Below are 13452 nucleotides of genomic sequence, written 5' to 3'. Positions count from 1 at the left end.
TTAAGCTCCTAAATACAGTGATAGTATAACCTCTCTTTTATGACCTTGATTTAGTATTACGCCTAAATGTTGTTTATAAACTAAATTTTTTGGTATTTCATTTTGTAGTATAGATATTGCTTTTAATGGGTCTTCAACATCTTTTATAGCTTTTAGAGCTTTTTGAACCGTCTTTTTCGGTAAAGCTCCTTCTTCAATTCTTTCAGTTATTAAATCTATATACTTTTCTTGCTCTTCTGTTAGTTTTTTCCTGTCTTTAAAAATAGCTTTTATATGTTTTAATAGCTCTTTACTGCTGTCTTTACCCGGTTTATGATGAATAAACTCTTCTTCATAAGTTGCGTTGATAAATGCCTCTTTATTCTTTTCAAGAAGGTTATAAAACTCTTCTGTTGGAATGTTTATTTTTTGCTGGCTTTCATCACATTCAAAAAGCTTGACAGCAGTTAAAAAGTCTAATTCCTGCGTTATATTTTTATCTGATAGATAAAACTTCATCAACTTTCCTTTTCTGAAAAAGGTTAAAAGTGTGTTGGTTATATTTTCTACTTTTTTCCCTGCTCTTGCTTTCTTTGGAAGTTGTTTAATTTTGTCAAATAAGTCCGGGTTTTCATCTCTTATTTTTTCTATTATTCTGTAATATTTAAGCTCACTCTCTTCAAAGTCTTCATCTGTTAAGAAATTTTTTGATGTTAATTTGTCAAAAAGCTCATAAGATTTTACAGACTCCCCTTCTGTTAGGATTGCAGCATCACCGCCAAGCAGGTTTAAGAAGGCTTCTACCTTAGAGCGGGCTATTTGCTTTAATTTTATCTGGTCTTCTACCTGGGCAGTTGGAAAGAAGTTATACACATAAATCTCATCAAACTTTGTATCTAACCTATTAACCCTTCCAACCCTTTGAATAATCTTCGTTGGATTCCATGGTATATCATAGTTTATAATGATGTTTGACCTGTGAAGGTTTACACCTTCTGACAGTACATCAGTTGTTACTAAAATTCTATAATCATCTTTCTTCACTCTTGACCTGTTGTCAAAGTTTTCAATGATTTTATCTCTAATCTCTTCAGAAGACCCGCCATGAAATAAAATAACTTTATTATCAAATATTTTGTTTAAGTTTTCTGTTAGGTATTCTGCAGTTTCTTTTGACTCTGTAAAAATAATTATCTTTTTGTCTTTTAAAATTGGGTTATTTTTCAATTCTTGGATTAAAATATCTAACTTAGGGTCTCTTTCTATATCCTGCCAAAGAGATTTTATCTGTTTTAAGATATTCAAATCTTTTTTTAGGTCCTCTATAAAGCTTTCTGTAAAATCATGTATATCATACTCTTCTGCTTTGCCTTCATTGAGTAATTTTTCAATCTCTTCATCGTTATCACTCTCTAAGAATTCTAAAATTTTGTCTGAAAATTTTTTGCTTATATAAACTTTTTCTTTTTGATTTATGGCATTTAGCATGCCTTCGTATGACTTTATAAATCTATCTAAGGTTTTATTGAAAGCATAAAAACTGCTTTCCAATCTTTTTACAAGAAGGACTTTCATAAAAGATGCCATATTTTTTTGAGATTGTTTTTCTAAGATATTTATTTGAGATTTTAAATAAAGTAAAGGTGTGTACCTTGCATAGGTTAAATGTTTGGCAACAAGTTCAACAGTCTTCATAAATGCGTTGTCTTCTTTTTCGTTTAACTGGTATAAAACTGGGATAGGGTCGTTTACCTGGGGAAACTTTAGATTGTTTTTTTCAAGGTCTTCTTTAAAGTAAGTTTCTATATCCTTTCTTGTTCTTCTTATCATTATGTACTTTAAAACTTTATCTCTTATCTCTCTTGCCACTTCTTTAGATTCTTCTACAAACTTTTCCGGGTCTTGGCTCTTTTTTGCTTTTTTTAGTCTATCTTCAAGCTTTTTAAAAAAGCTTTCTAAATCTAAAATGCCGGGTATTGTACTTTTTCTTGGATTTTGAAATAGCTTTATCTGTGCTAAAATATCTTTTGGTGAGTTGTTGTAAGGAGTTGCTGAAACAAGTATAACTCTTTTTCCTCTGCAGATTTCAGCTAATTTTTCGTATGTAATTGTAGATTCATTTCTAAATCTGTGCGATTCATCAATGATGATGTTTTTATACTCTCTAAACTCTATCTCTTCTAATGCCTCTTCAAGCTTTCCTATGGATATTGCTTTAAAAGGAACATGAAAATCTCTCAAAACGTTTTCCCAAGAACCCGGGTTGCTTCTGCTTAAAAGAGATGGTGGTGCTATAACCATAGTATTACCACCAAGCTGTGAAACTAACATAGCAGTCATATAGGTCTTTCCAAGACCTACGACATCAGAGATAAAAACGCCTCCATGCTCTTCTATTATTTTTTTTGCATTTAAAACAGCTTGTCTTTGGTATTCAAGATTTTTAAAATTTTCAGGTAAATAAGAATTATCTAAATTCTGAGTATTATCTAACTCTTCTTTAAAATACTCATACAAAAATTTTAGATACAACTCATAAGGAGTTATAGAATCGTTTATAAAGGTTTTGTTTTTTATGGTTTGGGCAAACTTTTCACTAACTTCTACTGATTTTTCCCAAAGCTCTTCAAACTTTTTCTTCGCATATTCGTAATCACTTCTATTTTTAAGCTCTACGTTAAACTCTAAATTTTCTACTAAACCTTTTTGTGTAAAATTACTTAAACCTGTAATAACTCTGCCAACATCCCGATCGCCTTCTTTAAAGGTCATTATGTATAATTTTGCGTGTAAATTTCTTTCAGGATATGCCCTGATTTCCAACTTTCCTGTTGATATCCACTCAACAAACTTTAAAATCCCTTCCTCTACTTCTTTTTTATCTTCAGAGTCTTCAAACTCTTTGATTATTTCTTCTTCTACTAACTCCTTAGCTTCTTGCTGAGATAGACCTCTTCTTTTTTCAATCAATTCAAATGTTTGTTTGGTAGTAGATATACCAATTAAAATTCTTATTTTTTCTGTATTTTCCAAAGATTTATAAATAGCATAAAAACCACTAACGTAGAAATAACCAACCAATACATCAAAAAATCTCGTATCTTTAATCAGAGCATTAAATCTATCTTTTAAAGTCTGTCCGTGTAGGTTAGTAATAAAAGTTAAGTCTGTGTTATTCATGGCTGAAGCGATATTATAAAATCTATTAGTTTTTTAAATCTCTCATTGGTGAAGTCTATAGTAGCATTTGACTCTGAAGTAAAGCATACATACATAAACTAAACCCTAAACTTCTGGAAATCTCTTACGATAGTCATTTAGAGATTGAAATCTGTAAGCTACCTGTAATATGGTCTCTTCATCAAACGGCTTTCCGATTATCTGCATTCCTACCGGCAGATTATCTTTAAATCCACATGGTATGCTTAATGCTGGAACGGTTGCCATGTTGGCTGATACTGTAAAGATATCTGATAAATACATCTGGATTGGGTCGTTTGATTTTTCTCCAATTTTAAACGCTACGTCCGGCGTTGTTGGAGTTATGATTACATCAACTTTTTCAAAAGCATTCATGTAGTCTTGGTAGATTAAAGTTCTAACCTTTTGAGCTTTTAAGTAATATGCATCGTAATATCCGGAGGATAATGCATAAGTTCCTATCATAATTCTTCTTTTTACTTCTGCACCAAAACCTTCATCTCTTGTTTTAGAATACATCTCCTCAAGATTTTTATATTCTTTTGCTCTGTATCCGTATCTAACACCGTCAAACCTTGCCAAGTTGGACGATGCTTCTGACGGAGCTATGATATAGTAAGTTTCTATCGCATACTTCGTATATGGTAAAGAAATCTCTTCAATTATCATTCCTTCTTTTTCAAGCTGTTTGACAGCGTTTAAGATTATCTCTTTTATTTGTGGGTTTAAATCTTCTGTGTAAAACTCTTTTGGAAGTCCTATTTTTAAACCTTTCACATCTTTGTTTAAGCTTTCTAAGTAGTTTGGAACCGGGATGCTTCTTGATGTAGAATCTTTTGGGTCTTTTCCGGCGATAACGTTCATTATCATTGCTACATCTTCAACCGTTCTTCCAAATGGTCCAATCTGGTCTAAGGATGATGCAAAGGCAACAAGTCCGTATCTTGATACTCTTCCATATGTAGGTTTAAGTCCTACAACTCCGCAAAATGCCGCAGGCTGTCTGATTGAACCACCTGTATCAGACCCAAGAGATGCGGGAGCCATTCCTGATGCAACAACAGCAGCAGACCCACCGGATGAGCCACCCGGAACTCTTTCTAAATCCCATGGGTTTCTTGTTGGGAAAAATGCTGAGTTTTCAGTTGAAGAACCCATTGCAAACTCATCTAAGTTAGTTTTTCCTGTGATTACATAACCTTGAGATTTCAATCTTTCAATAACGGTTGCATCATAAACAGGAACAAAGTTTTCAAGCATTTTTGATGAACATGTTGTTCTTATATCTTTTGTAGAAATGTTATCCTTTATTGCTATTGGCAGCCCAAAAAGGTCTGGAATGCTTTCAAGCTTTGTTAATTCTTGATCTCTTTTCTTTGCTTCTTCCAATGCTAAATCATCTAAAGCTGTTACGTAAGCTTTAATCTTTGGTTCTACTTGGTTTTTTCTTTCTATGAAAGCCTCAACGATTTCAGAAGGTTTAACTTCTTTTGATTTGACAAGGTCTGAAAGTTCTTTTAAAGATTTTTTCCATAATTCCATCATAACTCTCCTGCCTCTTCTTCTGATGCTGGTTTTTCTCTTACAGATAAATTATCAAAATACTCTTTATATCTTAAATCTGGCGTTGATTGGAAAGGTTCTTGTTCCTTTGCGTGCTGGATGCAAAGAGTTGTCCAAGGAACAGCTTCAAGCCTTTCTTCTTCAATTTCTTTTCCGCAAACTTCACATATTCCATAGGTTTTATTTTGTATTCTTTCAAGAGCATCATCTATAGCCTTTAATATCTCAATTTCTACATCTGACAACTGGGCTAAAATTTCTTCAGTAATGGCAATGTTGGCATACTCTTCCAAATCTCTTGGCTCAGCAGATTGTTCTGTTAATACTTTTTCTGTTTCTTCTTTTTTCAAATATCTTTCCAAAATTTGAGATCTTTTCTTTAAAAGTAATCTTCTGAATTTTTGAAGTTTATTTTTGTCCATGGTTTTACTCCTAAGTATTAATGATATAATAATTTTATCACACATAGAAAAACGGAGTTTTAATGGCAATAATTATTTACACCGGATTATTTATTCTTGGTTTTATAGCGGGTCTTGTTTATTTTTGGCATATGTGGAAAAGCATTGGCACATATGGAGCTAATAAATCAAAAATACTTTCAAGTATGATTTTCAGGGCACCTGTTGTAATAGGGGCTGCTTTACTTGGTTATGTGGTAGCAAAGTTTGAAGGGATTATCGCAGTTTTGATAGGTTTTACTACCTTTCAGATCATCTTTTTGATTAAAAAAGGAAGTCAGCTTAAAAAAGAGTTAGAGGAAGAAGCTTTAAAAGAGGAAAATCTTGAAAAGACTGATAGTAAAGATTAAAAGAAATATAGTTGATAAAATAACTAATATAGATGCTCCACTTATAAACTTTCTTGAAAACTTCGACAGGTTAATTCATCTGTTTTTAGCAATTGTTATAGTTTTTACTTCTCTTGCCATTTTTATGTGGTTTTTACATGATGCTTATGAGCTGTTTGAAAAAATAGCAATGTTTAAGAAAAATATAAGTTCAAGTGCTTTAAAACTTTTTGGTACTGCAATACTTTTATGGCCATTATCAGCATTACTAAGGGCCGAGATAAAATTACTAAAGGGAGAGCAAATATCGTTAAACATTTTTGTAGACACTGCGATTGCTTCAACTGTAAGGAGCTTTCTTGTATCTACTGAGGAGGGAAAATCATTAACTGAAACTTACTATTTAATTATTGCATTAATAGTGTTTGCAATAGTAAGATTAATAGTAGCTTATACAGAGAAAATTTCAGCATCTAATTCAAGAAATAAGGAACAGCAATGAATGAGTTTGAGTTTATAAAATTACTGGCTATTTTTATTTTAGGAGCATCTATCGGAAGTTTCCTAAATGTAGTTATATACAGACTGCCAAGGAATATGTCTATTGTTTATCCACCATCTACATGTCCTGTATGTAAAAATCAGATTAAATGGTACGACAACATTCCCATTATTTCTTATATAATTCTTAAAGGAAAATGTAGATTTTGTGCCACTAAAATAAGCATTAGATATCCTTTGGTAGAACTTATTACTGGACTGATGGCTGTTTTTACGTACTTAAAATTTGGCTTTACAGTAGATTTTATATTTATGTTTTATTTTGTTGCTTGTATGATCGCCTTATCTTTTATAGATTTAGAATTTAAAATCATTCCTGATGAGATTAACTTTTCAGGTTTATTTATGGGTTTTGTTTATGCCGGTTATAAAGCTTATGAAGTTAGAGATTTTCATCCGCTTACTGACGCTTTGATTGGAGCTGCTGTAGGGGCTGGGTTTTTATACGCTTTAGCTTTATTTTATCTTAAAGTTAGAAATATAGAAGCACTTGGATTTGGTGATGTAAAACTTCTTACATTCATAGGTAGTTATGTTGGCTGGTTTGGAGCTTTATTTACAATATTTTTTGGGTCTTTACTTGGTCTTCTTGGGTCTGTTTTTTTTATGAAGATGTATAAAACTGATGATTTATCAAAGTTAGAAATACCTTTTGGTCCATTTCTTGCTATAGCCGGGACTATCTATTTATTCTTTGGAGAATGGATTTACAATTTTTATTTTGGAGGGTAAATGTAGCATGAAGATAAAACATAAAGTTTGGATTGAAAAAGATGACGAAATCATCATGGGAATGGGAAGAGAAGCTTTACTTAGAGCCATTAAAGAAACAGGCTCTATTACTAAGGCTGCTGAAAAAGTTGGACTTAATTACACAAAAGCTATGTCTTATATCAAAGCTATGGAAGAAAGGTCTGGACAAAAGATTATTATAACGTTTAAAGGTGGAACAGAAAAAGGTGGAGCAAAGCTAACAGAATTTGGCGAAGGACTGTTAAAAGATTTTGAAAGAATCGTAAAAGAGTATGAAAAATTAAGAGAAAGGCTTCAAAAAGGATTAAAAAGAAGAAAATACTTAAGTATGATAGCATATCCAAAGAAAGAGGAAAATAAAGATGCTGAGTAATGAGCTTTTAGAAAGGCTAAACAACTATCCTACAAAAAGCGTTAACCTTGTAATTAAATGCGATCCGGAAAAGATGAACTTTATATCTATGGTAATGAATGGATATGACAGAATCTGTCTTCCAAGGACAAGATACGGCAAAGAAGGCATTTTAGACCTAATCACTTCTCCAGACTTTGTAGATGATTTATTTTTGATTTTAGAAGATTTAAAGCTAAACCATGACCCAAGCTTAGAAATCATAGGAGACCTTGGCGATAATTGGATTATAGCAGTAACTTAACCCAAGCTGCTACCTGATATAGACTAGAAAAAAGAAATCTACAAAAAGGAAGAGATAAAAACCTTAAAGGGGGTTTGTTTTAAAAATCCTTACGATTATTTTTCTTACAATATTTCAAAAATTGCCGATTCGGAGACTCAAGTGACCTATTATATAAAAGTAAGTATTATACGAACCATATTCATAATTTCTTAATAATTTCTTAATAACTTTTTACTATTCCTTAATAATTTCTTAATGTTAATATTTTAAAATTATCCCATCAATTACTTTAAGGAGGGATTTAGTATGAAGAGGCTGCTGCTAAACTTAGTAATTTTAGCATCGGTGTTGTTCATGTTGGCCTCATGTGGTTCTTCTGATAGCGGCAGTGGAACCCCAGCTCAAAAAAAGAAAGTGATATTGTTTGTATGGGATGGTCTTAGACCAGACGCTATAGACCCTACAAACACCCCTAATCTTTACAGCTTATCTCAAAAAGGTGTCTTCTTCAGCGATAACCACTCGACATATCCAACATTTACTATGATGAATGCGGGAAGCTTAGCCACAGGAGACTTTCCATACAAAACCGGTTTTTACGGAAACACGATTTGGAGTCCTGGTGCGAGCGGTACAAACTCTGCAGGGCAACCAGTAGACTATAATCAACCAGTATTCACAGAAGATTATAAAATACTTCAAGATTTAGACAAATACTACAACAATCAACTTTTATTAGTAAGTACAATGCTTCAAGCTGCCCAAAAAGCAGGCCTGAAGACAGCGGTAGTAGGTAAAACCGGTGCAGCTTTTCTATTTGATTACAAAAAAGGTGGCATAATTCTTGACGAAAAAATAGCTTACCCTCTTTCTTTTGCTCAAGAACTTCAAAATGCAGGTTATCCTCTTCCTAAATACACTCCATTTGCATATGATAATGGCGCTATAACACTTTCATCAAACAATGGAGATCCAACTGGTTTCCTACCAGTTAAACGTCTTAGCGACGGTGTTACTCCAGACCCAACAGACATGTCTGGTTCACCTTATTGTAAAGCCAACACTTATATGATGAATGTTTATCTTAATTATATTCTTCCAAATAAAAACCCAGATGTTAGTGTGATATGGTTTAGAGACCCAGATAGCACAGAGCATGCATACGGTGTAGGTGTCTATAACAACAAACTTGCTTTAAAATGTATGGATAGTTTATTAGGACAACTGCTGGATACTTTAAAACAAAAAGGTCTTGATAAAACAACAGATATTATAATCGTTTCAGACCATGGTCATAATACTGTATCAGGAGATCTTTCTCTTTTCCCTCTTAGAACAGTAAGCAACGGGCAAGTAGGTAGTATAGATAACGTAAACGGATATTCTGTTTCAGGAGATGTAAGGTTAGCAGATTTACTTAAAAGAGCTGGTTTTAGCCATGTATACGACGGACGTGGTTGTACGTATGACCCAGTATTATCTGGTATTAAAGCAGATGGTACACCTGTATATCCTACAAAAACTGACACTAATGGTAGCATATGCGGAACACCTGGACAAAAATATACAACAGCAAACTTTACAGTTCCAGCAGGTCCAGAAAATCTACCTCAAGATGCAATAGTTATCTCACCAAATGGAGGAAGTGAATATTTATACGTTCCTTCCAAAGACTTAAACATCATTAAACAAGTGGTTTCTTACTTGCAAAGTAGAGAAGAGTTTGGAGCAATCTTTGTAGATGATAAATATGGACCTATACCAGGTACATTTCCATTAAGCCTTGTAAAGCTTGAAAATACAGCTGGAAGAAACCCAGATATAATAGTTAGCTACAATTACGATGAAAACGCCGTCGTTCAAGGAATGAAAGGTATAGAATATGAAAGTATGTTTAACAATAGGGGAATGCATGGAAGTTTTAGCCCAATTGATGTGCATAACACTTTAATAGCTTACGGACCAGACTTTAAAAGTGGATTTGTAGACTATTTACCAACAGGTAATGTGGACGTAGCACCAACCATAGCATACATATTAGGCTTATCTTTACCAAACACAGATGGTAGAATACTTGCTGAAGCTATATTAAATCCACCTGGAGGAACAATTCCAAGCTCAGTTATCAGTAAATGTATAGACTCGGATAAAGTTAGCAATCTTAAGTTTATGCTACCAACAGACCCAGATGGAAAAGATATAGACACTTCAAAACAAGGCATATACTACGTAAAAATATGCACAAAAACACTCTCTTACCAAGGAAATACTTATACATATTTTGATTACGCAAAAGGAGTTAGACAGTGAGAAATGTATTTATTTATATAAAAGGGGTTGAGCTAAGGGCTCTGCCCTTTCTTCTGCTTATTTTTTATACAACGTTTTCTTTTGCAGGCTCAAAGGAAATAAGATGGGAAGATGTATTTAAAGATAGACCTGCATATAAGTATATATACTTTAAAGCTCAATACACTGACGAAAGAGGTTTTAAACATCAACTTGAGTATTGGCGAGAAGGAAGTGAAAAGTTAAAAAGGGTTACCGATGGAAGTCTAGAGTTATATATTCTTAAAAGTGGAAAAGACCGATTATACTATATAATAGACAAGAAAAAAGGTATATTAACTAAAGCAAGCAGACAAACTTTGTATCTAATAGGAGAATTTTCTTACAATTGGAACTCTCTTGCCAACAATCTACATAAACCAGAAGGGCAGTACAAGTTGAGAAAATTAAACTATAAAGAAGAGAAAATAGATATCTACAAATGCGAATGGTATATTTTAAGCTTTAAAAACAATACCCAAAAAATCTGCTGGTCTAAAACTTTATCTATACCATTAATCATAAAAGATAAGAACAACAGTATAGTCTGGAAAGTGGACTACATAAGCACAAAACCGTTTAATGAAAATGTATTTTATGTCAACAAAAAGGACTTATTGATAATAGATTTGGATGAAGAAGTTAATCCCCATGCTGACTAAAGCTATAGGAAAAGATATACCAAAGTTTAAAGCAATAATACCTTTTACAGGCTAGCAAATAAGTTCAGCCTTTTTGTCATTCTACAGCCGGCGAAGAGTCTCCTCATCTTTATTAAATTTCTTACTCAATGTATTAATCCAAAGTAATCTATACCTTTATCACGATTAAAAACCAATGTTTATACACATTCACCTACTTACCTGTGGATAAGTTGTGTATGGATTACTACTAATATAAGCAAACCTTGGACTGTTTACAAAAATCCACATCGTCACTCTGAAGTTAGTGAAGAATCTTTTCGATTGTATGGGAAATTCATGAAAGTTACCTCTGCTTAATTAACTTATTTAAAACAAAAGATTGTTCGGACTAAAGTCCTTAGGAAGACAAAGAAATTGAAAGAGCATGCCAACAGTTATTTATTTAGCGTTCTCAGAATGTAAATCCAAAGAATCCCATTTTAAATTCCGCATAAATCGCTAATTTTTCATCAAAGGTATATAATATTTTTAAATCAAACCGAAAGGAGATTTATCATTAGATTAGACAAATTTTTATCAAATCAAGGATTTGGTAGTAGAAGTCAAGTTCAAAAGCTTATAAAAAAAGGTTTTGTCAAAGTAAATGATGAGATTGTAAAAGACCCATCTTATCATATAGACCCAATTAATGATAAAGTCCAGCTTGAAGATGAAGAGATATCATATAAAGAAAATCATTATTTCATGTTGAATAAACCTGCCGGTTACATCACAGCAACAGAAGATGAAGAATATCCAACAGTTTTAGATTTATTCTCAGATTTACCAATAGCTTCTAAGCTCTTTCCGGTAGGAAGGCTTGATATAGATACAGAAGGACTTTTAATCCTAACAACAGATGGTCAATTTGGACACAGGCTTTCTCACCCAAAATGGAATATAGAAAAAGAATACTATGCAATCGTTGAAGGAGATACTTCTAACATTGATTTTTCTGAGTATGAAAACAAAGGAATATATCTAAAAAAAGAAAAATATCAAACAAAACCATTTAAAGTAAAAGTCTTAAACACTTCAAAAGATAAATCAGAAATTTTAATCACGCTTACAGAAGGCAAGTATCATCTTGTTAAAAGAATTATGCAGGAGCTTGGGCATCCTGTATTATACTTGAAAAGAATTAGAATTGGCAGTCTAAAACTTGATGAAGATTTGTTGCCCGGTGAATTTAGAGAGCTTACAGAAAAGGAAATAAAAGAGCTAAAAAAACTTATAAAAATGAATGATTAAAAAGATTTTTGCATTTTCACTTTTTGATTTTGGCGAAACTATCCTTGGAGCATTAGTATACTCAACATTTTTTCCTTTATACATCAGCCAGCATATTGACCCAAAGATTTACGCTGTTGTTTATGGAATGACTTTTTTAATCTCATTTCTGTTTGCATTACAGCTTGGGAAAATTGCAGACGAAAGAGCTAAAAGAAAACATTTTTTTATCTATTTTGTGATTCTTACAGCTATTTTTTGTTTATCCTTAGGCTTTACAACTACGCTACCTATCATTTCTTTAATTATTTTCTCTTTTATGTCTATATCACATCAACAAAGCTTTGTTTTTTATAACTCTCTACTTTTAAACTTTGAAAGCAAAGGCTTAGCATCAGGGTTAGGTGTATCTCTTGGTTATGTTGGTTCTGCCATAGCTTTAATATTCTTTGCTAAATCGTTAAATATTCCGGAAGTTTATTATTTTGTTGGGGTAATTTTTTTAATTTTTTCATTGCCGGCGGTTTTGTTTTTAGACAACCCAACTGTTAAGCAAGAATTTAAAATCAAAGAAATCTTAAAAGATAGAGCCTTTATGCTGACTATCTTAGCCATACTTAGTTTGACAGAAGTAGCAAACACTTTAATCTCAATGATGAGCATATACTTAAAAATTGTTTATGGCTTTGAAAATGTAGAAATATACAAAGTTATAGGATTTTCTGCTATTGGCGGAATTTTAGGTGGTGTATTTTGGGGCAAAGTCTCTGATTTAATCGGTCCAGGTAGAGTTTTTCCTCTCGGATTTTTTCTCTGGACATTACTTTTAATGATTTTACCTTTTACACCAAAACAATATGTTCTTTTAGCAGGATTTTTTGCTGGTTTTTCTTTGGCACATCTTTGGACTGTTTCAAGAGTTTATATAATACATAATTTTCCAAAGGAGCAAGTATCAACAAGAATGTCTTTTTTATCCCTTACTGAAAGAATAGCTTCAACCATTGGTTTATTTTTATGGTCTTTTTTCCTTTGGATTAGTAACGATGATTATAAACTTTCTGCCTTTTTGATGTCTTTTATTCCGTTATTTGGATTTTTTGTTTTTCTGTACTCTAAAAAGAAATATTATTCAACATAGATATCTCCCTTTGTAGGTAAAACATCTGAACAATAAGGACATGTAAAGATATGATGTCCGGGAAATGTCATTTTAACCTTTACCTCTTTAGTTTCTCCTTGTTTTATGTTTTCTACCATTATGTCGTATGGTGGAAGAATGTAAAAACAGTGTCCATAGTATTTTTGAGAGGTATCTTGACCAATGCCTTCATCAACGGCTGTGATTCTAAACAGTACAACTTGACCTTTTTTTAGCTTAATAACATTAGGCTGATAACCTTCTTTTGATACTTTTATATCAACAACAACTTCAGGTTTTTCTTCTGTTTTGGTAGTGCAGGATATAAATATAAAACTTATTAGAAAGACGAGGAGTATTTTTAAAAAGTTCATAGAAATTTATTATAACAAAATACACATTGGAGTGAGAAATTAGCGGTTTTTATAGAATTTAAAAAGAGATCCTTCGGCCTTACAGCCTCAGGATGTTCTATGTTAAATGTCAAGTACACAAATTTTCATCAAATGGTTTTCTATTCCTTAATACACCATATGCCTGCCTTAGTAACTTATGTGCTACAGCTACTAATGCTAATTTTTTAGC

General features: G+C 32.5%; 13 protein-coding genes and 2 pseudogenes. 10 read left to right on the top strand and 5 right to left on the bottom strand.

Annotated features, from left to right (window positions below; all coding sequences use genetic code 11):
- From Q0929_RS04760 to Q0929_RS04750, 3 genes are all read right to left on the bottom strand, one after another.
- Complete coding sequence (locus tag Q0929_RS04760) at positions 1 to 3159, bottom strand: helicase-related protein (protein ID WP_299238455.1); 3159 nt, start codon at positions 3157 to 3159, stop codon at positions 1 to 3.
- A gap of 105 nt (positions 3160 to 3264) precedes the next feature.
- Positions 3265 to 4722, bottom strand: a complete 1458-nt coding sequence (gatA, locus tag Q0929_RS04755) for an Asp-tRNA(Asn)/Glu-tRNA(Gln) amidotransferase subunit GatA (protein WP_299238488.1) — start codon at positions 4720 to 4722, stop codon at positions 3265 to 3267.
- On the bottom strand, positions 4722 to 5165 hold the full coding sequence (locus tag Q0929_RS04750; RefSeq protein ID WP_299238453.1) for a TraR/DksA family transcriptional regulator: 444 nt from the start codon (positions 5163 to 5165) through the stop codon (positions 4722 to 4724). Before Q0929_RS04750 ends, gatA begins: the two co-directional genes overlap by 1 nt.
- A gap of 62 nt (positions 5166 to 5227) precedes the next feature.
- Here Q0929_RS04750 and Q0929_RS04745 point away from each other — a divergent pair, with 62 nt between their 5' ends.
- The 10 genes and pseudogenes from Q0929_RS04745 to Q0929_RS04700 all read left to right on the top strand — a co-directional run bounded on the left by Q0929_RS04745 (position 5228) and on the right by Q0929_RS04700 (position 12867).
- A complete protein-coding gene (locus tag Q0929_RS04745; RefSeq protein WP_299238451.1) occupies positions 5228 to 5554 on the top strand; it encodes an ATP synthase subunit I in 327 nt (108 codons plus the stop codon).
- Entirely contained in the window at positions 5529 to 6035 is a 507-nt protein-coding gene (locus tag Q0929_RS04740) for a phosphate-starvation-inducible PsiE family protein (protein ID WP_299238449.1), read from the top strand. The genes Q0929_RS04745 and Q0929_RS04740 overlap by 26 nt, the downstream gene beginning before the upstream one ends.
- Positions 6032 to 6826, top strand: coding sequence for an A24 family peptidase (locus Q0929_RS04735; RefSeq protein ID WP_299238447.1), 795 nt, complete (start codon positions 6032 to 6034; stop codon positions 6824 to 6826). Before Q0929_RS04740 ends, Q0929_RS04735 begins: the two co-directional genes overlap by 4 nt.
- Before the next feature lie 7 nt (positions 6827 to 6833).
- Complete coding sequence (locus Q0929_RS04730; protein WP_299238445.1) at positions 6834 to 7220, top strand: LysR family transcriptional regulator; 387 nt, start codon at positions 6834 to 6836, stop codon at positions 7218 to 7220.
- A complete protein-coding gene (locus Q0929_RS04725) occupies positions 7210 to 7503 on the top strand; it encodes a DUF4911 domain-containing protein (protein ID WP_299238443.1) in 294 nt (97 codons plus the stop codon). Before Q0929_RS04730 ends, Q0929_RS04725 begins: the two co-directional genes overlap by 11 nt.
- A gap of 288 nt (positions 7504 to 7791) precedes the next feature.
- On the top strand, positions 7792 to 9795 hold the full coding sequence (locus Q0929_RS04720; protein ID WP_299238441.1) for an alkaline phosphatase family protein: 2004 nt from the start codon (positions 7792 to 7794) through the stop codon (positions 9793 to 9795).
- A complete protein-coding gene (locus Q0929_RS04715; protein WP_299238439.1) occupies positions 9792 to 10475 on the top strand; it encodes a hypothetical protein in 684 nt (227 codons plus the stop codon). Before Q0929_RS04720 ends, Q0929_RS04715 begins: the two co-directional genes overlap by 4 nt.
- 465 nt (positions 10476 to 10940) lie before the next feature.
- Positions 10941 to 11129, top strand: a pseudogene (locus tag Q0929_RS08950) (S4 domain-containing protein); the annotation flags it as partial.
- A 72-nt stretch (positions 11130 to 11201) separates the two neighbouring features.
- The gene (locus Q0929_RS04705) at positions 11202 to 11747 is read left to right on the top strand and encodes a 16S rRNA pseudouridine(516) synthase (RefSeq protein WP_299238437.1); all 546 of its coding nucleotides are present in this window, start codon (positions 11202 to 11204) and stop codon (positions 11745 to 11747) included.
- Positions 11740 to 12867 (top strand): MFS transporter, encoded by a 1128-nt coding sequence (locus tag Q0929_RS04700; protein WP_299238434.1) that lies wholly within the window; start codon positions 11740 to 11742, stop codon positions 12865 to 12867. The genes Q0929_RS04705 and Q0929_RS04700 overlap by 8 nt, the downstream gene beginning before the upstream one ends.
- Here Q0929_RS04700 and Q0929_RS04695 read toward each other — a convergent pair.
- Together Q0929_RS04695 and Q0929_RS08945 are read right to left on the bottom strand one after the other, a co-directional pair.
- Positions 12855 to 13241, bottom strand: coding sequence for a cupredoxin domain-containing protein (locus Q0929_RS04695; RefSeq protein WP_299238432.1), 387 nt, complete (start codon positions 13239 to 13241; stop codon positions 12855 to 12857). The genes Q0929_RS04700 and Q0929_RS04695 overlap by 13 nt on opposite strands.
- A gap of 109 nt (positions 13242 to 13350) precedes the next feature.
- Positions 13351 to 13452: pseudogene (locus Q0929_RS08945) on the bottom strand (IS110 family transposase); the annotation flags it as partial.

The sequence above is a fragment of the Sulfurihydrogenibium sp. genome (assembly GCF_028276765.1).
Taxonomy (GTDB): domain Bacteria; phylum Aquificota; class Aquificia; order Aquificales; family Hydrogenothermaceae; genus Sulfurihydrogenibium.
This window is presented reverse-complemented; position numbering and strand designations above follow the sequence as displayed.